Source organism: Pseudoxanthomonas sp. (genome assembly GCF_027498035.1).
Classification (GTDB): Bacteria; Pseudomonadota; Gammaproteobacteria; order Xanthomonadales; family Xanthomonadaceae; genus Pseudoxanthomonas_A.
Window position 1 is genome coordinate 4042827 of the sequence record NZ_CP114978.1, and the last position, 23022, is coordinate 4065848.

At 66.6% G+C, this 23022-nt stretch carries 26 protein-coding genes; 19 read left to right on the forward strand and 7 right to left on the reverse strand.

Annotated features, from left to right (window positions below):
• The first annotated feature begins 3 nt into the window (after nt 1-3).
• From dnaX to O8I58_RS17905, 4 genes are all read left to right on the forward strand, one after another.
• Nucleotides 4-1923 carry a DNA polymerase III subunit gamma/tau gene (dnaX, locus tag O8I58_RS17890; protein WP_298319084.1) on the forward strand — a complete coding sequence of 640 codons (1920 nt, stop codon included), beginning with the start codon at nt 4-6 and terminating at the stop codon, nt 1921-1923.
• A 6-nt stretch (nt 1924-1929) separates the two neighbouring features.
• The gene (locus tag O8I58_RS17895) at nt 1930-2250 is read left to right on the forward strand and encodes a YbaB/EbfC family nucleoid-associated protein (RefSeq protein ID WP_298319087.1); all 321 of its coding nucleotides are present in this window, start codon (nt 1930-1932) and stop codon (nt 2248-2250) included.
• 58 nt (nt 2251-2308) lie between these two features.
• Complete coding sequence (gene recR / locus O8I58_RS17900; RefSeq protein WP_298319089.1) at nt 2309-2905, forward strand: recombination mediator RecR; 597 nt, start codon at nt 2309-2311, stop codon at nt 2903-2905.
• Between the two features lie 85 nt (nt 2906-2990).
• A complete protein-coding gene (locus O8I58_RS17905) occupies nt 2991-3344 on the forward strand; it encodes a histidine triad nucleotide-binding protein (RefSeq protein ID WP_298319091.1) in 354 nt (117 codons plus the stop codon).
• 92 nt (nt 3345-3436) lie between these two features.
• On the opposite strand, the gene O8I58_RS17910 is transcribed toward O8I58_RS17905, so the two are convergent.
• Genes O8I58_RS17910 through O8I58_RS17925 form a run of 4 tightly spaced genes read right to left on the reverse strand, consistent with a single transcriptional unit; the run spans nt 3437 to nt 7900 of the window.
• Nucleotides 3437-3988, reverse strand: coding sequence for a Slp family lipoprotein (locus tag O8I58_RS17910; RefSeq protein ID WP_298319092.1), 552 nt, complete (start codon nt 3986-3988; stop codon nt 3437-3439).
• 16 nt (nt 3989-4004) lie between these two features.
• The gene (locus tag O8I58_RS17915; protein WP_298319094.1) at nt 4005-5981 is read right to left on the reverse strand and encodes a transglutaminase TgpA family protein; all 1977 of its coding nucleotides are present in this window, start codon (nt 5979-5981) and stop codon (nt 4005-4007) included.
• Nucleotides 5978-6943 carry a DUF58 domain-containing protein gene (locus tag O8I58_RS17920; RefSeq protein ID WP_298319097.1) on the reverse strand — a complete coding sequence of 322 codons (966 nt, stop codon included), beginning with the start codon at nt 6941-6943 and terminating at the stop codon, nt 5978-5980. The genes O8I58_RS17915 and O8I58_RS17920 overlap by 4 nt, the downstream gene beginning before the upstream one ends.
• Nucleotides 6944-6946: 3 nt before the next feature.
• A complete protein-coding gene (locus O8I58_RS17925; protein ID WP_298319100.1) occupies nt 6947-7900 on the reverse strand; it encodes an AAA family ATPase in 954 nt (317 codons plus the stop codon).
• A 43-nt stretch (nt 7901-7943) separates the two neighbouring features.
• Here O8I58_RS17925 and O8I58_RS17930 point away from each other — a divergent pair, with 43 nt between their 5' ends.
• Nucleotides 7944-9824, forward strand: a complete 1881-nt coding sequence (locus tag O8I58_RS17930; RefSeq protein ID WP_298319103.1) for an ArnT family glycosyltransferase — start codon at nt 7944-7946, stop codon at nt 9822-9824.
• Nucleotide 9825: 1 nt separating this feature from the next.
• Here the strand turns inward: O8I58_RS17930 and O8I58_RS17935 are convergent, their stop codons facing one another.
• On the reverse strand, nt 9826-10395 hold the full coding sequence (locus O8I58_RS17935; RefSeq protein WP_298319106.1) for a Maf family protein: 570 nt from the start codon (nt 10393-10395) through the stop codon (nt 9826-9828).
• 116 nt (nt 10396-10511) lie between these two features.
• Between O8I58_RS17935 and O8I58_RS17940 the strand changes: the two genes are divergently transcribed.
• The 3 genes from O8I58_RS17940 to O8I58_RS17950 all read left to right on the forward strand — a co-directional run bounded on the left by O8I58_RS17940 (nt 10512) and on the right by O8I58_RS17950 (nt 12332).
• On the forward strand, nt 10512-11018 hold the full coding sequence (locus O8I58_RS17940) for a YceD family protein (RefSeq protein ID WP_298323173.1): 507 nt from the start codon (nt 10512-10514) through the stop codon (nt 11016-11018).
• Between the two features lie 44 nt (nt 11019-11062).
• Nucleotides 11063-11257 carry a 50S ribosomal protein L32 gene (gene rpmF / locus O8I58_RS17945; RefSeq protein ID WP_093135864.1) on the forward strand — a complete coding sequence of 65 codons (195 nt, stop codon included), beginning with the start codon at nt 11063-11065 and terminating at the stop codon, nt 11255-11257.
• Nucleotides 11258-11336: 79 nt separating this feature from the next.
• Nucleotides 11337-12332: a beta-ketoacyl-ACP synthase III gene (locus O8I58_RS17950; protein WP_298319115.1), complete on the forward strand. Its 996-nt coding sequence runs from the start codon at nt 11337-11339 to the stop codon at nt 12330-12332.
• A 21-nt stretch (nt 12333-12353) separates the two neighbouring features.
• Here the strand turns inward: O8I58_RS17950 and O8I58_RS17955 are convergent, their stop codons facing one another.
• Nucleotides 12354-12506, reverse strand: coding sequence for a hypothetical protein (locus tag O8I58_RS17955; protein ID WP_298319118.1), 153 nt, complete (start codon nt 12504-12506; stop codon nt 12354-12356).
• A gap of 219 nt (nt 12507-12725) precedes the next feature.
• Between O8I58_RS17955 and O8I58_RS17960 the strand changes: the two genes are divergently transcribed.
• From O8I58_RS17960 to O8I58_RS18005, 10 genes are all read left to right on the forward strand, one after another.
• Complete coding sequence (locus O8I58_RS17960) at nt 12726-13517, forward strand: BUD32 family EKC/KEOPS complex subunit (RefSeq protein WP_298319121.1); 792 nt, start codon at nt 12726-12728, stop codon at nt 13515-13517.
• A gap of 87 nt (nt 13518-13604) precedes the next feature.
• On the forward strand, nt 13605-14552 hold the full coding sequence (fabD, locus tag O8I58_RS17965) for an ACP S-malonyltransferase (protein WP_298319124.1): 948 nt from the start codon (nt 13605-13607) through the stop codon (nt 14550-14552).
• Nucleotides 14549-15298, forward strand: a complete 750-nt coding sequence (fabG, locus tag O8I58_RS17970; protein WP_298319126.1) for a 3-oxoacyl-ACP reductase FabG — start codon at nt 14549-14551, stop codon at nt 15296-15298. Before fabD ends, fabG begins: the two co-directional genes overlap by 4 nt.
• Before the next feature lie 115 nt (nt 15299-15413).
• Complete coding sequence (acpP, locus tag O8I58_RS17975) at nt 15414-15653, forward strand: acyl carrier protein (protein WP_014161144.1); 240 nt, start codon at nt 15414-15416, stop codon at nt 15651-15653.
• Nucleotides 15654-15778: 125 nt separating this feature from the next.
• The gene (gene fabF, locus O8I58_RS17980) at nt 15779-17017 is read left to right on the forward strand and encodes a beta-ketoacyl-ACP synthase II (protein WP_298319130.1); all 1239 of its coding nucleotides are present in this window, start codon (nt 15779-15781) and stop codon (nt 17015-17017) included.
• 79 nt (nt 17018-17096) lie between these two features.
• Complete coding sequence (locus O8I58_RS17985) at nt 17097-18467, forward strand: aminodeoxychorismate synthase component I (RefSeq protein WP_298319132.1); 1371 nt, start codon at nt 17097-17099, stop codon at nt 18465-18467.
• 61 nt (nt 18468-18528) lie between these two features.
• Nucleotides 18529-19656: an endolytic transglycosylase MltG gene (gene mltG, locus O8I58_RS17990; protein ID WP_298319135.1), complete on the forward strand. Its 1128-nt coding sequence runs from the start codon at nt 18529-18531 to the stop codon at nt 19654-19656.
• Nucleotides 19653-20300: a dTMP kinase gene (tmk, locus tag O8I58_RS17995; protein ID WP_298319137.1), complete on the forward strand. Its 648-nt coding sequence runs from the start codon at nt 19653-19655 to the stop codon at nt 20298-20300. The genes mltG and tmk overlap by 4 nt, the downstream gene beginning before the upstream one ends.
• On the forward strand, nt 20297-21259 hold the full coding sequence (locus O8I58_RS18000) for a DNA polymerase III subunit delta' (RefSeq protein ID WP_298319140.1): 963 nt from the start codon (nt 20297-20299) through the stop codon (nt 21257-21259). Before tmk ends, O8I58_RS18000 begins: the two co-directional genes overlap by 4 nt.
• Complete coding sequence (locus O8I58_RS18005) at nt 21256-21609, forward strand: PilZ domain-containing protein (RefSeq protein WP_298319143.1); 354 nt, start codon at nt 21256-21258, stop codon at nt 21607-21609. The genes O8I58_RS18000 and O8I58_RS18005 overlap by 4 nt, the downstream gene beginning before the upstream one ends.
• 260 nt (nt 21610-21869) lie before the next feature.
• Here the strand turns inward: O8I58_RS18005 and O8I58_RS18010 are convergent, their stop codons facing one another.
• A complete protein-coding gene (locus O8I58_RS18010) occupies nt 21870-22043 on the reverse strand; it encodes a hypothetical protein (RefSeq protein WP_298319146.1) in 174 nt (57 codons plus the stop codon).
• Between the two features lie 167 nt (nt 22044-22210).
• Here O8I58_RS18010 and O8I58_RS18015 point away from each other — a divergent pair, with 167 nt between their 5' ends.
• Nucleotides 22211-22870: an SH3 domain-containing protein gene (locus O8I58_RS18015; RefSeq protein WP_298319149.1), complete on the forward strand. Its 660-nt coding sequence runs from the start codon at nt 22211-22213 to the stop codon at nt 22868-22870.
• Nucleotides 22871-23022: the final 152 nt, after the last annotated feature.

Sequence of the window (23022 nt, forward strand, 5' to 3'; positions counted from 1 at the left end):
GCCATGTCCTATCTCGTCCTGGCCCGTAAATGGCGCCCCAAGCGTTTCGCCGAGCTGGTTGGGCAGGAACACGTGGTCCGCGCGCTTTCCAATGCACTGGATAGTGGTCGCATCCACCACGCCTTCCTGTTCACCGGCACGCGTGGTGTGGGCAAGACCACCATCGCGCGCATCTTCGCCAAATCGCTGAACTGCGAGACCGGCACCAGCGCCGACCCGTGCGGCCAGTGCCCGGCCTGCCTGGACATCGATTCGGGCCGCTACATCGACCTGCTGGAAATCGACGCCGCGTCCAACACCGGCGTGGACGACGTGCGCGAGGTGATCGAAAATGCCCAGTACATGCCCTCGCGCGGCAAGTACAAGGTCTACCTGATCGACGAAGTGCACATGCTCTCCAAGGCGGCGTTCAATGCGCTGTTGAAGACGCTGGAAGAGCCACCGGAGCACGTGAAGTTCCTGCTGGCCACGACCGATCCGCAGAAGCTGCCGGTCACCGTGCTCAGCCGCTGCCTGCAGTTCAACCTCAAGCGCCTGGACGAGGAACAGATCGGTGGCCAGATCACCCGGATCCTGGCGGCCGAGCAGATTCCTTCGGAAGAAGGCGCCGTGCGCCAGATCGCCAAGGCGGCCGATGGATCGTTGCGCGACGGACTGTCGCTGCTGGACCAGGCCATCGCCTACACCGGCGGCGAACTGGGCGATGCCGGCGTGCGCACGATGCTGGGCAGCGTCGACCGAACCCAGGTCAGCGCGCTGCTGCAGGCGCTGGCTGATGGTGATGGTGGCCAGCTGATGGCGACCATCGGCGCGGTGGCCGAGTTTTCGCCCGACTGGGGCGGCGTGCTGGAGGCGGTGGCCGAAGCGCTGCATCGCATCCAGGTGCGCCAGCTGGTACCGGGCGTGGCGATCGAGGCCGAGGGTTTCGATGCCAGCGTCTTCGCCGGGCGCCTGCGGCCGGAAGTGGTGCAGCTGTGGTACCAGATGGCGCTCAACGGGCGCCGCGACCTGTACCTGGCGCCGAGCCCGCGTGCCGGCTTCGAAATGAGCGTGCTGCGCATGCTGGCGTTCCGTCCGGCATCGGCTGGCGACATGGCGCCAGCAGGCGCTGCGCCAGGGCGTTCTTCCGTGGCATCGAGTGGCGCGGGAACCTCGGCGACGGGGTCGGCAGCGGCTTCGGCAGCGGCGGCTTCAGCGCCGGACCCTGTGCCGGTCGCACCTGAAGCCGCAACGGCGCCGCCTGCGCCGCCCGAACAACATCAGTCGGCGATGCCGGTTGCGGCTAACAGGCCTGCGCCTCCCGCCATGGATGACACCCCGCCGTGGGACGTGCCTGCGCCCAAGCCCGTCGCCAGCGCGCCCGTGGCGTCCGCCGCCGCGCCGAAAGCGGCAGCGCCCGCGCCCAGCGTCGACGACGTGCCACCGTGGGACGTGCCCGGGCAGCCGGTCGTGGCCACCGCTTCGCCGGCCGCGCCGCAAATCGCAGTCGACACTGCACCGGTGCATGCGCCGGTGGCAGGCCAGGGCATCGACATCGCCGATGCCGATCACTGGCTGGCGCTGGTGGCCTCGGCGCAGTTGACCGGTCCGTCCAAGCAGCTGGCCGCCAATGCTGCGTTTTCCAGCTATGGCGATGCGGTGCTGCGACTGTCGCTGGCGCCGGGCTTCGAATACCTGCGCACCGATCGTTCGATTGGTGATCTTTCCGATGCGCTGTCCAGTGCGCTCGGTCATGCGCCGAAGATCGTGTTCGAAGCTGCAGCCGACCACGGCGAAACCCTGGCCACGCGCGATGCGCGCAAGCAGGACGAGCGTCGCTCTTCGGCGGAAGAAAGCTTCATGAACCATCCCGACGTGCAGCGCCTGATCGAACAGCAGGGCGCGCGCGTGGTCCCCGATTCCATCCGACCTTTTGACGAGTAAACCAAGATGCGTGGAAATATCGCCCAGATGATGCAGCAGGCGCAGAAGATGCAGGAAAACCTGCAGAAGGCGCAGGAAGAACTGGCCAAGCTGGAAGTCACCGGCAACGCTGGCGGCAACATGGTCAGCGTGACCCTGACCGGTGGCAAGGAATGCCGCAAGGTCCGCATCGACCCGACCCTGCTGTCCGATGCGGAGATGCTGGAAGACCTGATCGCTGCGGCCTTCAACGATGCGTCCAACAAGATCGACGCCGAGTCCAAGACGCGCATGGGTTCGGCCACCGCCGGCATGCAGCTGCCGCCGGGCATGAAGCTGCCGTTCTGAGCCGGCTGACTTCCGTCTGCGCCGGCCTGGTGCCGGCGCGTCGACGCGCCGCCATCGCATGAGCGCTTCGCTGCTCGAACAACTCATCGACGCGCTGCGCGTATTGCCTGGCGTGGGCAACAAGAGTGCCCAGCGCATGGCCTACCAGCTGCTGGAGCGCGACCGCGAAGGCGGCCGGCGCCTGTCCGGTGCGCTGGCCGAGGCGATGGAGCACATCGGTCACTGCGCGCAGTGCCGTGATTTCACCGAGGGTGAGCTGTGCGCGATCTGCGCCAGCGCCAGTCGCGACCGGCACCAGTTATGCGCGGTGGAGTCACCGGCCGACCGCCTGGCGATCGAACAGGCCACCGGCTACCGCGGCCTGTATTTCATCCTGCAGGGGCGGCTGTCGCCGCTCGATGGCATCGGGCCGCGCGAGCTGGGGCTGGAGCGGCTTGCGAGGCGCCTGGCCGAAGGCGAGGTCAATGAGTTGATCATCGCCACCAATCCCACCGTGGAAGGCGAGGCTACCGCGCACTACCTCGCGCAGCTCGCACGGCAAGCCAGTGTGCGGCCGATGCGCCTGGCCCACGGCGTGCCGCTGGGCGGCGAGCTGGAATACGTGGACCGCGGCACGCTGTCGCATGCGTTCGGTTCGCGTAGCGAGATGGGCTGACGCCTCGCTCGATAGATGCGGGCTTGCCGGTCATCGCATGCAGGCTAAGCTGGTGCGCTCATCCGCAACGCAATCCGGCAGGCCCATGAACGACACCATCTTCGGCAAGATCATCCGGCGCGAGATTCCCGCCAGCATCGTCTATGAAGACGATGAGGTGCTGGCTTTCAAGGACATCGCGCCGCAAGCGCCGGTGCATGTGCTCTTCATCCCCAAGGCCGTGCACGTGCCGACCCTGGATGACCTCAAGCCGGACCAGGCCACGCTGGTCGGAAAGCTGGTGCTGGCCGCCGCCGAATATGCGCGGCAGGAGGGCTTCGCTGACAAAGGCTACCGCGTGGTGATGAACTGCCGCGAGGACGCGGGCCAGACCGTCTACCACATCCACCTGCACCTGCTGGCCGGTGCGCCGCTGGGGCATTTCGGCGCGGGCGGCTGATCGGCAACCCGCCACATCCATTCGCGTACAAACAAGAAGGGCCGGAAATCTCCGGCCCTTCTGTGTTGGAGGGAAAGCCCTCCAGGTCGTGCTTACCAGCGACCCCAGCCCGGGCCCCAGCCTGGACCGCGACCCCAGCCCGGACCCCAGAACGGGTCGTAGAAGTACGGTGACGGATACGGGCGCACTTCCACTTCGCGCACCTGCGGCCACAGATAGACCACGTCGGCATTCACGCGCGGCAGGCGGTAGTCGTAATCGCCGATGCGGGTGTTCTCGATGCCATCGACGCGGCCGATGAAGGTGACTTCGCGACCCTTGGCAAAGATCGCCGGATCGTAAAAGCCGGCGCGGCAGGCGATGAAGCGGCCGTCGGTGGCATCGGGCGAGTCATGCGTCGGCCGGCCGGTGGCATTGAGTGGCGAGGAGATCATCTGGAAGCAGGTGCTGTCCGCACCCGGCCTGGTTTCGACAATGCGACCACCCCATCGGACCTGCGCGCCGACCTGGACGCCGCTCACCGCATCGCGCGGCGTGACGCCTGGGAACTCGCCCTGCAGGGGCTTGGGGGCCGTGGCGCAGGCGCCAAGGAGGATCGCCATGGCTCCAACAGCCAGCAAGCGGACGGAAGACGTGGTGTTCATACAGGCCTCGCAGTGTTCACGGACGGTGCCGGCGCAGATCGCGTATCAGCGCCCGGACGTCCGCGTAGGTTGAAGCGTAACGCGCTTGCGCGAAACGGTGGCTGAGTGAGATGAGGTTCTCGTTTGTGGCAGGACGGTCACTTCGCGCCACCGCGACGCGCTGTGCCCAGGTCTGTGCCGGTTCGAAGGGTGCCGGTTGCAGGCCCAGGCGACGATAGCGATGGCCCAGGCGATGCCATTGGCGCAGCAGTGGATCGGCCTCGCGTTCGCCGCGCGCCAGCAGCCAGGCCATGCCGAGCAGCGTGGCGCCGCCGGCCAGTGCGAACAGCAGGCCGAGCCTGCTCTGGTCCAGGCTGTCCACGCCGAAGGGTTTGAGCAGCTGGCTCTGGCGTTCGGCATTGAAGCCCAACACCAGGTTGTTCCAGTTGCTGCGCAGCCAGTCACTGACCTGGGCGTAGCGGCTCAGGTTGATCAGGCTTTCGCGGCCATCGTTGCCGGCCTGGGCGCGGTTCTCGATGGTGTCGTAGATGCGTTCGGGCGCGACTGCGGCGGTCGGATCCACGCGCACCCAGCCACGCTGCGGTAGCCAGACTTCGGTCCAGGCATGGGCGTCCTGGCGACGGATGATCCAGTAGCCACCACCCATGGGATTGCGCACGCCGCCGACATAGCCGGTCACCACGCGCGCCGGGACACCGGCAGCGCGCATCAGGATCACGAACGAGGAGCTGAAGTGTTCGCAAAAACCCTGCCTGGTCTGGAACAGGAACTCGTCGGCGATGTCGCGTCCGGGCAGCGGCACATCCAGCGTGTAGCTGAAGTCCTTGCGGATCCATGCAAGCGCGCGCTGGACGATGGCTGCATCGCCATCAGGCCCGGCTTCGGCACGCCACTGCTTGCCGAGCGCAATGGTGCGCGGGTTGAACCCGGGCGGCAGGCGCAGGGCCTGGCGCAGGACCCCGGGCTGAGGTTGTGGATCGAAGGCCGACACGCCCTGCGATTGCAGCCGCCAGCGGGTCAGTGACGACAGCGGACGCTGCGCGGTCGTTTCGTAGTCGTCGGACAGGCGCGCGCCGTCGGGTGCGGTCGAAGCCAGATCCAGTGCGATCAGCTGGCGGCGATCGGTGGGTTCGTAATCCAGCTGGTAGTCGTAATGCGGGCCCTGGCGCGTCACCGGAACCGGTGCGCGTGGCCAGTCGGCCTGTCGCCAGGTGCGGCCATCGAATTCGGTCATCACCGGTCCGCGCCAGTACATTTGCGACGGGGGAGGTGTTGGTCCGAAGAACGTCACGCGTGCGGCTGGCGTGTCATCGGCCAGCAGGTCGATCCATTCGCCCGGACGCATCGTGTCCGACAATCCAGGTCGGCCGACCGCGCGGTCCGGCAATCCCCACAACGGGCTTGCCAGCCGTGGGAACAGCCAGAAGGTCAGCAGCACCAGTGGCAGGCCCATCAACACCAACCGGCCGATCTGCCACGGATTGGTGCGGCCGCTGCTGGCGCCGCTGCTCGACAACAGGCCCGACTCCAGTGCGGCCAGGCGCAGCATCGCTACCAGTGCGCACAGCACCGATACCAGGCCGAGCGCCATCGTCATCGGCCCCTGGTCGAGCAGGAAAGCGGCGAACGGGGCGAACAAGGCGAACCCGACCAGGCTGCGTCCGTCACGCAGCGAGGTCGTCTCGGTTGGCTTGATCGCCAGCATCGCCGCCAGCAGCGCACAGCCGGTATCGCGGCCGAAGCGCGGACCTGCGGCCCACAGCACCGCGGCCAATGCCGCGATGGCCAGCAGGATGCGCAGCACCAGCGGTATCGGCCGTCGCCACGACACCGAGGCGCTCAGGACGCCGACCACGCCGACGGCGATTGCGGTCATTCCGGGCAGCTGCAGCAACAACGGCAGCAGCCCGAACGCGGCAGAGGCCAGCGCCCACAGCCGGCTGTGGGCATCCAGCGGGAACGCGCGTGACGCGGTGCGCGTGCTGCTACTCATGTGCGCCCCAGCGGCAGCAGGGCCAGGGCGCGCAGGCACTGGTGGCGGTGTGCGGGGCCCAACGCCGGGCCGATCGGCGGCTGGCCCGGCAGGCGCAGGCGATAGCGGCGTGCCTGGCGTTCGGCCAACTCCACCCAATGGGTTAGCCGGCGGATACGGGCTTCGTGGGTCAGGGGCGCCAGCAGGGTCCAGTCGAGGGTGACTTCGACGCCGACCGGTTGTTCGTATTCGCGCACCAGCAGTACGTCGCGCCGCGCGCTCGGCTTCCAGGCGATGGTGTGCTGCGGATCGCCCGGACGATAGGCGCGCAGATGGTGGAGCTCTTCGCCGGCCGCATCGACGCGGGTCTGGCGAGCGGTGCCGGCTGGCTCGGGCAGCGCGGGGCCATCGGCTTCGACGGCGGGATAGACCAGCAGCGGCGTGGCCGGCCACACCCACGACCAGGCCAGCGCGACGCCGAGGGGTTGGGTCGTGGACAGGCGGATGCGCTCGGGCTGCAGCCAGCCGCGGGCCTTGGTGGGATATGCCACTTCGGCCGTGACCGCCGGGCCGTTCAACGCGGGTATCAGCGCATCCTGCTGGCCGGCGCGCAGGCGCAGGCCGATGCGTGGCCGGCGGTCGTTGCTGGCGAAGGCGAGCTGCAGCAGCAGCGGTGTTCCTGCATGGACGGGTTCGGCGCCGATGGATTCGACACGCAATCCGGACAACTGCAGATGCGCGGCCATCAGGCTGGCCATGAAGGTCGCCGCCAGCAGCAGCGCCAGCAGCAGTGCCGGGTTGTTGTTGTAGTTCAGCGCGCCCAGCAACATCGTGCCGACCAGTCCGCCGGCGAACAGGCCGAACGCGGTGGGCAGCACATAGACCCGGCGCCGGTCGAGCGTGACCGGCAGTGCTTCGGAGGTACGCGGACGCGCCAGCAGCGCCAGGCGTGCACGCAGCCGCTGCGCGGTGCCCGCTGCCATCGCTCAGTCCACCGCCACCGCATGCAGGATGGCGTGGGACAGCTCGGTGGCCGAGCTGCCTTCCGAATCCGGCACCAGCCGGTGCGAGGCCACCGCCGGGAACAGGGTCTGCACGTCTTCGGGCAGGACGTGGTCGCGCCCCAGCAGCAGTGCGTGCGCGCGTGCGCCCTTCAGCAGTGCCAGGCCGGCACGCGGCGACAGGCCCACGCGCACGCCCGGATGCTGGCGGCTGCGGGTGAGCAGGGCCTGCACGTAATCGATCAGGGCCTCGCTGGCATGCACCTGCGCGACCGCTGCGCGCAGCCCCAGGATCTCCTGGATGCCGAGCAGCGGCTCCGCCTGTGCGATCAGTTCGCGACGATCGCTGCCTGCGAGCAGGGCGCGTTCGTCCTTGCGGTCCGGATAGCCCAGCCCCATGCGCAGCAGGAAGCGGTCCAGTTGCGAATCGGGCAGGGGATAGGTGCCCGACAGGTCCACCGGATTCTGCGTGGCGATCACGAAGAACGGTTCGGCCAACAAGTGCGTGGTGCCATCCAGGGTGACCTGGTGTTCGGCCATGGCTTCGAGCAATGCGCTCTGCGTGCGTGGTGGCGCGCGGTTGATTTCATCGGCCAACAGCACGTTGGTGAACACCGGGCCGGGGTGGAACTGGAACCGCCTGGCCTGCGCGTCGTAGATCGACACGCCGAGTACATCGCCGGGCAACAGATCCGAGGTGAACTGTACACGCTGGAAGCCCAGTCCCAGCGTTGCCGCCAGGGCATGGGCCAGGGTCGTCTTGCCCAGGCCGGGCAGGTCTTCGATGAGCAGATGGCCATCGGCCAGCAAGGCGACGAAAGCCAGGCGCACCTGCAGGGGTTTCCCCAGCACCAGTCCGTTTACCTGCGCTTGTGCCTGCTGCAATGCCTTGGACAAGTCATCGGTTAGCATCTTGGTTGCTGCGGAACTGACCTGCATTTGACTTCCGGTTTCGCTGATCCCAATCGAGTGTAGCGACAATATGAATGAAGAGGCGCGGGCTCAGCGCACGTTCCTGATGCTGTGGGTGTGCCTGACCGTGATCAAGATCCTGATCGCGGCGCAGCTGCCGTTGTTCGTCGATGAGGCGTTCTATTGGCAGGAAGGTCGCCACCTTGCGGCCGCGTATTCGGACCTGCCCGGATTGACTGCATGGATGACGCGACTGGGCACGGCCATCGGCGGCCAGCACGTGCTGGCCATCCGCATGCCATTCCTGCTGCTGTCCGCGCTGTTGCCGTGGTTCCTGGCAGGGATTGGTTCGCGCTGGTTCGGTGCAGTGGCAGGCTGGCGTGCCGGCATGCTGGTATTGCTGATGCCCTTGTCCGGAAGCCTGGGGATCATGGCGGTGCCGGACGTGCCGATGGCTTTTGCCACGGTGCTGTGCCTGGATGCCGGTGCGCGCCTGTTGCGCGAGATCGATGCTGCGGCGGCTGCAGAGCTGGCACTGGGCCTGGTGATCGGTGCATTGAGTCATTACCGGTTTGTCGGCGTGATCGGCGTCGGCTTCATCGCACTGCTGCTGATCCCGGAAGGTCGCCGGATGCTGCGCGACGTGCGCGTGTGGGTTGCCCTGGCGCTGGGTGTCGCGGCGTGGGCACCCCTGATCGCCTGGAACATCGAGAATGCTGATGCAGGCCTGCGTTTCCAGCTGGTCGATCGCCATCCATGGACCTTCCAGTGGACCGGGCTGCTGTTCCTGGTGATCCAGGCCGCGCTGGTCACGCCGCTGTTGTTCTACGCCTTGCTGCAGGTCCTGAAGCGTTCCTTCGGCGACGCGGGCGACATGCCATCGCAGTGGCGGTATTTCGGCTTGCTGGGCGGGTTGTCGACGATCGGGTTCTTCGTGCTGGGCTTCTTCGCCGATGTCGAGCGTGTCAGTTTCCACTGGCCATTGCCGGGCTATCTGCCGCTGCTGTTGGCCGTGCCCGCGTTGTTGCGCCGCTGGCCGGTGATGTTGCGGCGGGCGACCTGGGCGATGTGTGGTGCGGGGCTGGCGGTGGTGCTGGGTTATTACCTGGTGGCCTCGGTGCCACGCTGGCGTGCGGACCTGGCCTCCAGCAAGTTCTATCCCTACAACTTCGCCGGCTGGGACGTGCTGGCCCAGGCGGTACGCGAAGAACTGGCGCGTCATCCGGGGCAGACCGGCCTGCTCGCCGATAACTTCAAGGTCGGTTCCGAGCTGGGTTTCGCCTTGGGTGATGACGCGATCCCGGTCCTGGATCACCCGCTCAACATCAAGCACGGGCGCGCGCCGCAATTGCGCCTGTGGAACCTGCAAAGTGACGGCACCAGTCCGACCGCACAGCTGCTGGTCGTTGGTGCCAGCGAGGTGCAGTACAAGGGCTTGCTGGCGCAGTACCACGCGCTGTGCGCGCGGGTCGGTCCACTGCCGGCGCCGCGCGTGATCAATGTCGACCATGGCCGCCAGCGCTTCCTGTTGTTCTATCTGCCCAGGGCGGCCGGGGCAGCTGCAAGCGCGAAGTCGGACTCGCCCAAGACCGCTGCCTGCATCGCACCGGCGATGGCATGGATCGATGTCCCGATCGACGGCGCCACGGTGCCCGGTCGGTTCGAGGTCAGCGGCTGGGCGTTCAAGGATGGCATGGGCTTGAAAGCAGTGGATGTGCTGATCGATGGGCATGTCGTCGCCAGCGCCGACTACGGTCTACCCGATCCGGGCGTGGCCCAGTACTGGAAGATCTCCAACGACCCGAATCATCCCAAGGTCGGTTTCCGCGCGCAGATCGACGCACGCAAGTTCAGCTCGGGCCGGCACTGGCTGGGCCTGCGCCTGCATGCCGCCGATGGCAGCATCGAGGATTGGTCCGAGCAGCCGATCGACCTGTCACGGCACGAGTGACTCAGGGCAGGCGGAAGCCTGCCTGGCGCAGCAGCGCGGCGGTGGCAATCAGTGGCAGGCCAATCAGGGCGGTCGGGTCGCGGGTGTCGATGGCTTCGAACAGTGCCACGCCCAGGCCCTCGCACTTGAAACTGCCGGCGCAGTCGAAGGGTTGTTCGGCATCGACGTACCGCGCGATCTCATCGTCGGTCAGGATTCGCAGCGTCACTGTGGTCGTGTCCAGCGCAGTCAGGTCCCGGCCGTCGTGGCTGACGCAGACAGCGGTGTGGAACTGAACCTGGCGGCCTGACATGGCGCGCAGCTGGGCGATGGCGTTTTCCCGGTTGCCGGGCTTGCCCAGCGGCTGGCCATCCAGATCGGCGGCCTGGTCTGAGCCGATCACCCAGTGTCCCGGTGCCTGTTCAGCGATCGCCCGGGCCTTGGCGTGAGCCAGGCGCTGGGACAGTGCTGACGGGGCTTCGCCCTGGCCTGGCGTTTCATCCACGTCCGGGCGGGCGGTTTCGAAAGGCAGGCGCAGGCGTTCCAGCAGCTCGCGGCGGTACACTGAGGTGGAGGCAAGGATCAGCGACATGCGGGTCCAGGGGATGGGCGAGGGCGCGCAGTGTGGCGTTCCGGGGCGTCGGCCGGCAATCCGAGGGTATCGCCCATTTGACAGGTGCCCGGCACCTCTCTACCATTTTGCGGCTTATGTCCGCGCACGTGCCCGAAATTCTAGATGCTTGGCGCATGGTCGCGGCACGGCGTAGCTTCGAAGGCAAGGTGCCGCTGGCGGCATTGCGCCGGCTGGATGGCTTGCTGACCGATGCCGAGGGTGAGGTGACGTTCGCGCTGCAGTTTGATCGCGATGCGCTGCAGGTGCCCTATGTGGAACTGAAGATCGATGCGGCGCTGCCGCTGGAATGCCAGCGCAGCCTGCAGCGGTTCCTGTTCCCGGTGTCGATGGTGCAGAAGCTCGGCCTAATCCGGGACGAGGCTGACGAAGCGGCCCTGCCGGAAGATGTCGAAGCGCTGCTGGTGCCCGAAGACGGCATGCTGCGGACGCTGGATCTGATTGAGGACGAACTGGTGCTGGCCGTGCCTGCAGTACCGATGAATCCGGATTTGCCTGCGGTGGAACTCGATGTTTCCCCGCAGCAGGAAGAACTGGCGCAGGCCAGCCCGTTCGCGGCGCTGGCTTCGCTCAAGAAGAACTGATCGCCTGCTGGCGGTTGGAATAAAGACTCGTTTGGAGCAAGACCATGGCAGTTCAGAAATCCCGCGTCACCCCGTCCCGTCGCGGCCAGCGCCGTTCGCACGACGCCCTCACCGCCAAGCAGCTGTCGACCGACCCGACCACGGGCGAGACCCACATCCGTCACCACGTGACTGCTGACGGTTACTACCGCGGCAAGAAGGTCATCGCGACCAAGTCGTCGGCTGTCAGCGAAGAGTGATTCCCGCGGCGCGCGGTGACGCGCGCCTGACGGTTTCATTTTTCAGGTCCGCTCCCCGGGCCGCGCAACGGGAATCATGATGAGCCAGCCGGTGACGAACGGTCGTATTTACTCGCGTATCGCAGGCACCGGCAGCTTCCTGCCGGAGAAGGTCCTGACCAACGACGACCTGTCCAAGATCGTCGAGACCAGCGACGAGTGGATCCGCAGCCGCACCGGCATCCGTGAGCGTCACATCGCGGCCGAAGGCGAGAACAGCAGCGACCTGGGTTACCAGGCCGCGCTGCGCGCGCTCGAGGCGGCGGGTGTGGCGCCGTCGGACATCGACATGATCGTGGTCGGGACGACCACGCCCGACATCGTGTTTCCCTCCACGGCCTGCCTGATCCAGGCGCGCCTGGGGGCCGAAGGCTGCATGGCGCTGGACGTCAACGCGGCCTGTTCGGGTTTCATCTACGCGTTGACGGTGGCGGACAAATTCATCCGTACCGGTGACGCCAAAACCGTGCTGGTGGTCGGCGCCGAGACGCTGACCCGCATCACCGACTGGACCGACCGCACCACCTGCGTGCTGTTCGGCGACGGTGCTGGCGCGGTCGTGCTCAAGGCCGACAGCGAGACCGGCATCCTCAGCACCCATCTGCATGCCGACGGCAGCAAGAAGGAACTGCTGTGGAATCCGGTCGGCATCTCGGCGGGCTTCAACGCCGACGAGGTCAACAACGGCTCGCGCATCCTGATGAAGGGCAATGACGTGTTCAAGTACGCCGTCAAGGCGCTGGATTCGGTCGTTGACGAGGCCTTGAACGCCAACCAGCTCGACAAGAGCGACCTCAACTGGCTGGTCCCGCACCAAGCCAACCTGCGCATCATCGAAGCCACGGCCAAGCGCCTGGACATGTCGATGGATCAGGTCGTGGTGACGGTGGATAAGCATGGCAACACCTCCTCCGCATCGGTGCCGCTGGCACTGGACGAAGCGGTGCGCGATGGCCGCATCCAGCGTGGCCAGCTGCTGTTGCTGGAAGCCTTTGGTGGTGGTTTCACCTGGGGCTCGGCGCTGATCCGCTACTGACGCCGCAACCGCGCCACAGGCTCAGCCGTGGCGCTTGAAGTACTGCACTTCCCTTTCATGCTGTTCCGCTGCGGCCCGCGTATCGAACGTGCCCAGATTGCGGTGCTTGCCTGTGCGCCGGCTCTTCTTTTGCGAATACAGGCGGAACTGACCTGACGCGAGCTTGCGGATCATGGCGGCGTCCTCGTTTTTTTTGGGGTCTGGCGATGAAACGACCTATCGCGTCAAGGCGGCGTCGGTCTGCGTGCCCAATCTCTTCATGTGTGCTTTCCGGTGTCTGCAGCGGACGCTGCGTTGCGGGCGGTGGCGCGCGTGTTTCATTTGCGTTAACGCGCGGCGTTTAACATGTTTCCGACATGACAGATCTGTCATCGAGAGACGGAGTACGCCCCCATGGTTGAACTGATCCAGATGGAAGGCCGCCAGGCCTGGCTCAAGCGTTACGGAGACGGCAGCAGCCGGGCCCTGTCGCTGGGTGCGTTGGATTTCATTGCCCACCGCATGGGCATGGGGCCGCTACGGCCGCCGCCGCATCGGGTGGGCGTCGAAGCGCTCGACACCGAGGCGCGTCGCCTTGCCGAACTGGCTGCGCAGCGCGTGCACGTGCCGCAGGTGATCGGTCGCGGCAAGGACTCCCTGGTCCTCAGCGATAACGGCCGCTCGCTGGCTGGCTGGTTGCGTGATGCGCGCGACGAAGCCGAATGTGATCGTCTTGTGCGTAAGGCGTTGCAGGCGATTGCGCAGGCGCACGCCACCGGCGCGTATTTCGGTCAGCCATTGCCGCGCAACATGACCTTCGATGGCCAGCGCATCGGCTTCATCGACTTCGAGGAAGATCCGCTGGAAGTAATGGATCTGGCGCAGGCCCAGGCGCGCGATTGGCTGATGTTCGGCTATGGCGTGGCGCGCTACTACGAGCGGCGTCCAGCCGCATTGCAGGCGCTGATGCAGGAGGCGATGTCCGGCGAAGCGCGCGATGTCAATGCGCAGACGCACCAGGTCACAGGGCGTCTGCAGCGCCTGGCCGCGGTGTGCAATCGACTGGGACGCAAGGCGCGCCGGCTCTCGCACGCGGTGCTGGTGCTGCATTCTGCGACCACGCTCAGCGTGCTGGTGATTGGCACGTTGGCGATCGACTGGTTCAGCGATGGCGATCTGGACGTGCTGCGTCTGCTGGTGGGTTGAGCGCGGCAATACGCCCCAGTACAGACGCACGGGCGGTTTCACCCGTATCATCGCCGCTCGTTTTTTCGCACCAGGGCGTTTTCGCGCGTGACAGATCCCACACTCGCCTTTGTATTCCCCGGCCAAGGGTCGCAATCGCTGGGCATGCTGGCCGAACTGGCCGAGCTGCATCCGCAGGTCCGCGAGACGTTCAACGAGGCATCCGAAGGCGCAGGTGCCGACCTGTGGGCACTCTCGCAGGGCGGCCCCGAGGAAATGCTCAACCGCACCGAATACACCCAGCCCGCGCTGCTGGCCGCCGGCATCGCCGTGTGGCGCCTGTGGCAGCAGGAAGGTGGTCCGTCGCCTTCGCGCCTGTCCGGCCACAGCCTCGGTGAATACACCGCGCTGGTTGCCGCAGGTGCGCTGTCGCTGAAGGACGGTGCGCACCTGGTCCGCATCCGCGGCCAGTTGATGCAGGAAGCTGCGCCCGCCGGTGTTGGCGCGATGGCCGCCGTGCTGGGCGCCGAAGATGCGCTGGTGGTCGAAGTTTGCGGGCAGGTCTCCGGCAGCAAGGTCGTCGTGCCTGCGAACTACAACTCGCCAGGCCAGATCGTGATTGGCGGCGACGCTGAAGCAGTCGATGCGGCCATTGCCGAACTCAATGCGCGCGGCGTGCGCAAGACCGTCAAGCTGGCGGTGAGCGTGCCTTCGCACACCCCGCTGATGCGCGAAGCCGCCAATCGCTTGGCCGAAACCATCAAGGGCCTGTCCTGGCACCTGCCGTCGTTGCCGGTGGTGCAGAACGTCGATGCCCAGGTGCACGGCAGCATCGACGCCATCGGCGAGGCGCTGGTGCGCCAACTCTATCTGCCGGTGCGCTGGACCGACTGCGTGCAGGCACTGGTTGCCGCTGGTGCAACGCGCGTGGCCGAATGCGGTCCGGGCAAGGTGTTGACCGGCCTGGTCAAGCGCATCGACAAATCCATCGACAGCCGCGCGCTGTCCACGCCCGCCGATTTCCAGGGCGCCCTCGAAACATGGAAAACCGCATGAACGCAGCCCTTCCCCTGGCCGGCGAAATCGCCCTGGTCACCGGCGCCAGCCGTGGCATCGGCGCGGCGATCGCCGACACGCTGGCTGCGCAGGGCGCGACCGTCATCGGTACCGCCACCACCGATAACGGTGCGCAAGCCATCGCCCAGCGCATGGAGTCCGCCGGCGGCCACGGTCGCATGCTGGACGTGACCGATGCCGCGGCGGTTGATGCGCTGATCGATGCGATTACCAAGGAATTCGGGCCGGTCTCGATCCTGGTCAACAATGCCGGCATCACCCGCGACAACCTGTTGATGCGGATGAAGGACGATGACTGGAATGCGATCATCGATACCAACCTGACCAGCGTGTTCCGCACTTCCAAGGCGGTGATGCGCGGCATGATGAAGGCGCGCAAGGGTCGCATCATCAACATTGCCTCGGTGGTCGGCGTCACCGGCAATCCGGGCCAGACCAACTACGCCGCGGCCAAGGCCGGCATCATTGCCTTCTCCAAGTCGCTGGCCAAGGAAATCGGTTCGCGCGGGGTCACGGTGAATGTCGTCGCCCCCGGTTTCATCGACACCGACATGACCAAGGCATTGCCGGAAGACGCCAAGGCTGCGCTGATCGGGCAGATTGCCCTGGGTCAGTTGGGCGAGCCGGCGGACATCGCCAATGCAGTGGCCTTCCTGGCTAGCCCGTCGGCCAAGTACATCACCGGCGAGACCCTACACGTCAACGGCGGCATGTACATGCCCTGATGCAGAATTCGGCCCTAAGTGGCTGATTCAACGGGTGTTGCGGGCCGATGCCCGCAGCGCCCGCTTTCCACTACACTATCCCGTGTTTACCCATCTCCGTCTGGAGCGAAAATCCATGAGCAGCATTGAAGAGCGCGTCAAGAAGATCGTTGTTGAACAGCTTGGCGTCAAAGAAGAAGAAGTCACCACCAGCGCATCGTTCGTGGACGATCTGGGCGCCGACTCCCTGGACACCGTCGAGCTGGTCATGGCGTTGGAAGAAGAGTTCGAGTGCGAAATTCCGGACGAAGAGGCCGAGAAGATCACCTCCGTCCAGCAGGCCATCGACTACGTCAAGGCCCACGTCAAGGCCTGATCCGGCCTGATGGAAGCAAGTCACGCCGGGGCCGCGATTGCGGCCCCGCGCGCATCTGGCGGCACGCGCCAGGGTTCCCAGTCAACGCCGGACAGTGCCGGCAGCAGCATGCGGAGTAGAACGTTATGAGCCGACGTCGCGTCGTCGTTACCGGCATGGGCATGGTCTCGCCATTGGGCAATGACCTGGCCAGCAGTTGGGACGGCATCAAGAATGGTCGTTCGGGTATTGCCCCGCTGACCTCGTTCGATGCCTCCACGTTCGCCACCCGCATCTGCGGTGAAGTGCGTGACCTGGACATCACCCAGTTCATCAACCCCAAAGACGCCAAGAAGATGGATGCCTTCATCCACTATGGCGTGGCGGCCTCGCTGATGGCCCTGGAAGACTCCGGCCTGGAAGTGACCGAAGCCAATGCCGAGCGCATCGGCGCGATGGTCGGTTCGGGCATCGGCGGCATCCTGGGCATCGAGCAGCAGACCGAAAAATACCTGGAGGGCGGCGCACGCAAGGTCTCGCCGTTCTACATCCCCAGCACCATCATCAACATGCTGCCGGGCCACCTGAGCATCATGAAGGGCCTCAAGGGCCCGGGTTTCTCCGCGGTGTCCGCGTGTGCGACCGCCAACCACTCGATCGGCATGGCCATGCGCACCATCCAGTACGGCGATGCCGACGTGATGGTGGCCGGTGGTGCCGAGCGCGGCTCGTCGCCGACCTCGATGGCCGGCTTCTGTTCGATGAAGGCCATGTCCACCCGCAACGATGACCCGACGCGTGCCTCGCGTCCGTGGGACGCCGAGCGCGACGGTTTCGTCATGGGCGACGGCGCCGGCATCCTGGTGATCGAGGAGTACGAACACGCCAAGGCCCGCGGCGCGCGCATCTACTGCGAACTGGCCGGTTTCGGCGCCAGCCAGGATGCCTGGCACATGACCGCGCCCAGCGAGAACGGCGACGGCCCGGCGCGCTGCATGACCATGGCCATGAAGGACGCCGGCGTGAATCCGGAGCAGGTCGAATACCTCAATGCGCACGGCACCTCCACGCCGCTGGGTGACCTGGCCGAAACCCTGGCGATGAAGCGCGCCATGGGCGACCACGCCTACAAGATGATGGTCAGCTCGACCAAGTCGATGACCGGCCACCTGCTGGGTGCGGCTGGTGGCATCGAGGCGATCTTCTCGGTCATGGCGCTGCACGAGAACGTGATCCCGCCGACCATCAACCTGGACAATCCGGGCGAAGGCTGCGACCTGGACTACGTGCCGAACATCGCGCGCGACAAGAAGATCGACGTGGCCATGTCCAATGGCTTCGGCTTTGGCGGCACCAACGGCACGCTGGTGTTCAAGCGCCTCTGATTGCGCTGCGATACCGGTGGCACCTGCAGATCGGGAGCGGCGTGATGCCGCTCCCGATCTGCATTCAAGAGGCACTTGCATGTTGTTGACCCGCCCGCTGCCCGATCACCTGGACCTGCTGTCACTGCAGCGCGTGGCGCCGCGGCGCTACCCGCTGCTGATGGAATCGGTTGCCTCAGGCACCGCCCACGGGCGCTGGGATCTGCTGCTGGCTTGCAGTGGAGAGGGCCTGCGGCTGGATGCCGATGGCGTCACCCGGACGCTGCAGGGCGATGTGCTGACAGGGATGTTCCTCGACGTGCTCGACGCGCAGTGGCAGCCGCTGCGCACGCTGCGCGACGAGCCGCGTTGGCCATTCCATGGTGGCTGGGCCTTGATGCTGGATTACGAACTGGCGGGGCAGGTGGAACCGGTCCTGCAGTTGCCGCAAGGTGAGGGCGTCGTCCCCGCCGCGCTCGCGCTGCGTTGCCCGGCTGCGGTGCTGCGCGATCGCGCCACTGGCGAATGCGTGATGGTGGCCGAGGCCGGGCATGCGGAACTGTTCGATGTGATGGCCGCGGACCTGGAGACAGGTCGCACGCTGGCCCCGCCTGCCTGGTCGCCACCATCGGTGCTGGTCGAAGACGCGCCGCAGGCTTTTGTCGCGGGTGTCGAACGGATCCTCGACTACCTGGCGGCTGGCGACATCTTCCAGGTGAACCTGTCGCGTGGCTGGCAGGCACGGTTCGATGTGTCGCTGGAGCCGGCGGCGTTGTACACGCGACTGCGCGACTGCAATCCGGCGCCATTCGCCGGGCTGTTCCAGTACGACGGCAGGGCCGTGGTCAGCGCGTCGCCGGAACGTCTGGTGTCGGTGCGTGGCGGGATTGCCGAAACGCGGCCCATCGCCGGGACGCGCGCGCGCTTTGCGGGTGACGACGATGCCGCGCGGATCCGCGAACTGGTCGGCCATCCCAAGGAGCGCGCCGAACACGTGATGCTGATCGATCTGGAGCGTAACGATCTGGGCCGCGTGTGCACGCCGGGCAGCGTTGAAGTGGATGAACTGATGGCGGTCGAAAGCTATGCGCACGTGCATCACATCGTCAGCAACGTGCGCGGCCAGTTGCGCGCCGAGGTCACGCCGGGCCAGGTGATCGCCGCGACCTTCCCGGGCGGCACCATCACCGGCTGTCCCAAGGTGCGCTGCATGCAGATCATCGCCGAGCTGGAGCGAACCCCGCGCGGTGCCTACACCGGTGCGTTCGGCTGGCTGGGCCGTGATGGCGACATGGATCTGAACATCCTGATCCGCAGCGCGGCGCTGGCCGACGAGGACGACGGCAGCACGCTGTGCTTCCGCACCGGGGCTGGGATCGTGATCGATTCCGATCCCCAGGCCGAACTGGAGGAAACCCGGGCCAAGGCGCGCGGCATGCTGGCCGCGCTGGGTCAGGCGGCGGGCGTCTGAACAGCCTTCGTCGCGGCCGGCTGGTATCCTGCGCGACCGTTCTCACAGCCGACTGATCGCCGTGGCATCAGGTTGCAGGCGCGGTTGCCGCGCCATCGTCCTTGTCGTGTTCCTGCTCGCGCTGGCCGTTGCGGCCGCCGCGCTATGGGGCTGGCAGCGCTACCAGCATTTCCAGTCGCAACCGCTGCCGGGCTTGCACGCCGGCCAGGTCGTGCAGGTGAAGCGGGGCGACTCCTTCCGTGGCGTATTGGCGGGCCTGCGCGCGCAGGGCGTGAGCACCGGCAGCGATATCGAATGGCAGGTGCTGGCCCGCCAGCTCGATGCTGCCGGCAAGCTCAAGGTGGGCGAGTACGCGCTGGCACCTGGCACGACGCCACGCACGCTGCTGCAGAACATGCGTGCGGGCCGGATCATCCAGTACCGCTTCACCATCGTGGAGGGCTGGAACTTCCGCCAGGTGCGCGCCGCGCTCAACGCGGCCACGCCGCTGCTCCACGAGACCACGCAATTGGACGACGCTGCGCTGATGGCTGCCATTGGTCACGCAGGCGAACATCCGGAAGGCCGTTTCCTGCCTGAGACCTACGTGTACTCGCGTGGCGACAAGGACATCGACGTACTCAAGCGCGCCCATGACGACATGGGAAAAACGCTGGCCACGGTGTGGGCGCAGCGCGCCGCCGACCTGCCGTTGACCACGCCCGACCAGGCGTTGACGCTGGCCTCGATCGTGGAGAAGGAAACCGGCATTGCCGAAGAGCGCGCGCAGATCGCCGGCGTGTTCGCACGACGCCTGGCGATGGGCATGAAGCTGCAGACCGATCCGACCGTGATCTATGGCATCGGCAGCAGCTACGACGGCAACATCCGCCGCCACGACCTGACCACCGACACCCCGTACAACACCTACACCCGCGTGGGCCTGACGCCCACGCCGATCGCCATGCCCGGGCGCGCGGCGCTGCAGGCGGCCACGCATCCGGTCGCCGGCGATGCGTTGTACTTCGTCGCGCTGGGTGACGGCAGCGGCCGGCATGTGTTCTCGGCCACGCTGGCCCAGCACAACGCGGCGGTGCGCCAATACCTGGATCGCATGCGCCGCCCGCCGTTGCCGGAGGAAGCGGCCGCGCTGCCGCCCGCCGATGCGCAGGCAGCGCCGCCGCAGGACGCCAGGGCGAAGCAGCCATGAGTCCGCAGCCTGTGGCGCATCCGCGCTTCCTGAGCCTGGAAGGTGGCGAGGGCGCCGGCAAGACCAGCGCGCTGGGCGCGATTCGCGACACCTTGCAGGCTGCAGGGCATGAGGTCGTGCTGACCCGTGAACCGGGCGGCACGCCGCTGGCCGAACGCATGCGCGGCATCCTGCTGGACCCGGGCGATGAAGCGCTGGCACCGGAAGCCGAGCTGCTGCTGATGTTCGCCTCGCGCGCCCAGCACGTGCAGCGGGTGATCGCACCGGCGCTGGCGCGTGATGCGTTCGTGGTCAGCGACCGCTTCACCGATTCCAGCTATGCCTATCAGGTGCATGGCCGTGGCCTGGACCGCAGCCTGGTGGAGGAGCTTGAGCGCCGCGTCGTCCACGTCGCGCCGGCGATGACCCTGCTGCTCGATCTCGACGTCCGCGAAGGCCGTGCCCGCACCGCCGGGCGCGACCTGTGGCCGGACCGGATCGAAAGCGAGCAGGATGATTTCTTCGAGCGCGTGCGCGAAGGCTATCGCCGGCGTGCGCAGGCGTTTCCGCAACGCTTCCGCGTGATCGATGCATCGCGCACGCCGATTGAAGTGGCCGCTGCGGTGACTGCCGCAGTCGCTGACTGGTTGCAGGTGCAGCGATGAGCGACGTCGTTTTCACGCCGTGGCAGCAGCGCGCCTACGATCAAGCACTGGCCGCGCTGCAGTCCGGGCGCCTGGGTCACGCGATGGTGCTGTGCGGGCCTGCAGGCATCGGCAAGCGCGCGGTGGCCGACCGACTGGCGCGCTACGTGCTGTGTGGTGAAGTGCCGGCTCTGGGCAATCGCGATGCGCAGCTGATCGCAGCGGGGACGCATCCGGACCTGCAGCAGGTGTCCTTCATCCCGACCAAGGACGGCACCAAGCTGCGCTCCGAGATCGTGATCGACCAGATTCGCGAACTCTCGCAGAAGCTGACGCTGACGCCGCAGTACGGGCGTGCGCAGGTGGCGATCATCGACCCGGCCGACGCGGTCAACCGCGCCGCCTGGAACGCCCTGCTCAAGACCCTGGAAGAGCCGCAACCTGGTCGCTATCTGTGGTTGCTCAGCGCCGAGCCGATGCGTTTGCCGGCGACCATCCGCAGCCGCTGCCAGAAATTGGAGATCCGCCTGCCGCCGCGTGCCGAAGCCATGGCCTGGCTGATGGCGCAAGGCTATCCAGAAGTCAGTTCCGCCGAAGCGCTGGATGCCGCGCGCGGCCATCCGGCGCTGGCGTTGTCATGGATGAGCGAAGGCGGCATGGCGCTGCGCCGGGAAGTCGCTGGCGACCTGGGCAAGCTCGAACGCGGCCAGTTGGCCGTGGTCGAAACCGCCCAGCGCTGGGCGGCCGATGAACATGCCGCGCTGCGCCTGCGTCATGCGGCCGACCTGGTCCTGGCGCAGGCGGCCGATCCCGCCTTGACCGATCCGGTGCGATTGAACAAGCTGGCTGCGTGGTTCGACGCGGCCAACCGCACGCGCGATCTTTTGCGGACCACGGTGCGCGCCGATCTGGCGATGGTGGATCTACTGCTGGCCTGGCGTGATGGTGCGCGCGGGCCAGCGAACGGGGGAAGGGGATGAGTGCAACGACTCCGAAAGGCGGCATGGTCTCGCTGACGGTGAAAGACAAGGCGCAGCTCTATAGCGCCTACATTCCTTTCGTGAAGAACGGGGGGATCTTCGTCCCCACGCCCAAGCGCTATTTTCTCGGCGATGAAGTATTCCTGATGCTGACCTTGCCCGAGTCCAGCGAGCGGCTGGGATTGGCCGCCAAGGTCATCTGGATCACGCCGGTGGGCGCCCAGGGTGCGCGCACGGCCGGCATCGGCCTGCAGTTCTCCGAAGGCGGCGAAGGTGACATGGTGCGCAACCGCATCGAAACCCTGCTGGCCGGCACGCTCAACGCGGACAAGCCCACGCACACGATGTAACGCGGTTGTTGCCTGTCGTGCAAACGAAAACGCAGCCCTTCGGGGCTGCGTTTTTTTGTTGCGCTGCGTGCGATTTGCGGCGTGCCTACAAGCCCTTGGAGTAGGCTGCCGATCAGCAGGGCGTGTAGCCCGGATAAGGCAGCAGGCCGCATCCGGGGCCATTCGTGACGAAAGCGGGTCTATCGCGGCGGGACGAGAAGCCCCGGGTGCGCTGCGCTTACCCGGGCTACGGTTTGCCCCGGGAAACGCAGCTCTTGTTGCTACAGCCCCTTGAACAGGTTGCCGATCAGCAGGACCACTAGCCCGGCACAGATCAGCCAGAACGCATAGGGCACCAGTGCGGGGATGTAGTGCAGCTTGGCCGCAACGCCCAGGCCGCCGAGCAGCAGGGACAGGAAGAACATGCCCGAGGTGGGCGCACTGAGGTTGAACATTGATCGGCCCGTCCGGGTTGCCAGGGGAGGGCGGCGCAGGCCGCCGGCCGGGAAGTCTGGCGGGATGACGGGCCCGACGCAATGGCGTATCGCCAGCGACCGGGCCGGTGATGTGGTTGACCTGCTGATGTAGGCTGTCCCTTCTACAGACAATCACGGGAAGTCCCATGAAAGCCATGATCGGGCTCGGTGCCCTGGTGTTGTTTTCTGCGGTCTTTTACGCGCGGCCCGCGGAGGCGAGCGAGCGCGCCTATCTCACCTCTTCGGCAAACCTGCGGACCGGTCCCAATGCGGACTATCCCAGGATCGTCAGCGTGTCCTCGGGCACGCGCGTGGAGGTCTTCGGTTGCATCGACGATTGGTCCTGGTGCGACATCGCCACGCGTGGCGAGCGCGGCTGGGTGTCCGCCTCCTACCTGGACTACGACAATGGCGGACGCCGCACCAGGATCTATGGCAATGGCGCCAGCCTGGGCCTGCCGGTGCTGACGTTCGTGTTGGGCACCTACTGGGATGCGCACTACCGTAGCCGCAGCTGGTACGGGCAACGTTCGCGCTGGGAGCAGCATCCGCCGCAGCGCCCGCGCCAGGGCGCTGCGCCGCGCAACGTGAATCCGCGGGCGCAGCAGGGGTATTCCCCATCCGCTCCAGCCAATCGGGCTTCGTCCGATGGGCGGGGCGGCAGTGCGCCGGGCAATCGTGGGAACGCTGCCCCCAGCCCGCAGGCGTCGCAGCAGCCCAAAGCCTCGGGTCAGCCGCAGCAGCGTGGCGGACAGCCCGCGCAGAAGTCACAGGACAGAAAACAGCAGGACCAGCCGCGACGCTGATCCATCCCGATCCGGATGAGGTCGTCCGGATCGCATCGCGTTGAACTGTCGTCATTGCTGCCAGCAAGCGTCTCCCGGGTAAGGCCGAAGGCCGTAACCCGGGGCTTCCACGCCACGCCTCGTCCGGTCTTGCCGACCCGGGTTACGCGTGG

Coding starts and splice junctions, on each gene's coding strand:
- recR (WP_298319089.1), top strand. CDS start 2,309: ATGAGCGCTTCGCTGCTCGAACAACTCATCGACGCGCTGCGCGTATTG.
- O8I58_RS18000 (WP_298319140.1), top strand. CDS start 20,297: ATGAGCGACGTCGTTTTCACGCCGTGGCAGCAGCGCGCCTACGATCAA.
- fabG (WP_298319126.1), top strand. CDS start 14,549: ATGAACGCAGCCCTTCCCCTGGCCGGCGAAATCGCCCTGGTCACCGGC.
- O8I58_RS17960 (WP_298319121.1), top strand. CDS start 12,726: ATGGTTGAACTGATCCAGATGGAAGGCCGCCAGGCCTGGCTCAAGCGT.
- O8I58_RS17950 (WP_298319115.1), top strand. CDS start 11,337: ATGAGCCAGCCGGTGACGAACGGTCGTATTTACTCGCGTATCGCAGGC.
- acpP (WP_014161144.1), top strand. CDS start 15,414: ATGAGCAGCATTGAAGAGCGCGTCAAGAAGATCGTTGTTGAACAGCTT.
- O8I58_RS17940 (WP_298323173.1), top strand. CDS start 10,512: ATGTCCGCGCACGTGCCCGAAATTCTAGATGCTTGGCGCATGGTCGCG.
- O8I58_RS17910 (WP_298319092.1), bottom strand. CDS start 3,988: ATGAACACCACGTCTTCCGTCCGCTTGCTGGCTGTTGGAGCCATGGCG.
- O8I58_RS17985 (WP_298319132.1), top strand. CDS start 17,097: ATGTTGTTGACCCGCCCGCTGCCCGATCACCTGGACCTGCTGTCACTG.
- O8I58_RS18010 (WP_298319146.1), bottom strand. CDS start 22,043: ATGTTCAACCTCAGTGCGCCCACCTCGGGCATGTTCTTCCTGTCCCTG.
- O8I58_RS17920 (WP_298319097.1), bottom strand. CDS start 6,943: ATGGCAGCGGGCACCGCGCAGCGGCTGCGTGCACGCCTGGCGCTGCTG.
- O8I58_RS17925 (WP_298319100.1), bottom strand. CDS start 7,900: ATGCAGGTCAGTTCCGCAGCAACCAAGATGCTAACCGATGACTTGTCC.
- O8I58_RS17905 (WP_298319091.1), top strand. CDS start 2,991: ATGAACGACACCATCTTCGGCAAGATCATCCGGCGCGAGATTCCCGCC.
- dnaX (WP_298319084.1), top strand. CDS start 4: ATGTCCTATCTCGTCCTGGCCCGTAAATGGCGCCCCAAGCGTTTCGCC.
- O8I58_RS17930 (WP_298319103.1), top strand. CDS start 7,944: ATGAATGAAGAGGCGCGGGCTCAGCGCACGTTCCTGATGCTGTGGGTG.
- fabF (WP_298319130.1), top strand. CDS start 15,779: ATGAGCCGACGTCGCGTCGTCGTTACCGGCATGGGCATGGTCTCGCCA.
- tmk (WP_298319137.1), top strand. CDS start 19,653: ATGAGTCCGCAGCCTGTGGCGCATCCGCGCTTCCTGAGCCTGGAAGGT.
- O8I58_RS17935 (WP_298319106.1), bottom strand. CDS start 10,395: ATGTCGCTGATCCTTGCCTCCACCTCAGTGTACCGCCGCGAGCTGCTG.
- O8I58_RS18005 (WP_298319143.1), top strand. CDS start 21,256: ATGAGTGCAACGACTCCGAAAGGCGGCATGGTCTCGCTGACGGTGAAA.
- O8I58_RS17915 (WP_298319094.1), bottom strand. CDS start 5,981: ATGAGTAGCAGCACGCGCACCGCGTCACGCGCGTTCCCGCTGGATGCC.
- O8I58_RS17895 (WP_298319087.1), top strand. CDS start 1,930: ATGCGTGGAAATATCGCCCAGATGATGCAGCAGGCGCAGAAGATGCAG.
- O8I58_RS18015 (WP_298319149.1), top strand. CDS start 22,211: ATGAAAGCCATGATCGGGCTCGGTGCCCTGGTGTTGTTTTCTGCGGTC.
- rpmF (WP_093135864.1), top strand. CDS start 11,063: ATGGCAGTTCAGAAATCCCGCGTCACCCCGTCCCGTCGCGGCCAGCGC.
- O8I58_RS17955 (WP_298319118.1), bottom strand. CDS start 12,506: ATGATCCGCAAGCTCGCGTCAGGTCAGTTCCGCCTGTATTCGCAAAAG.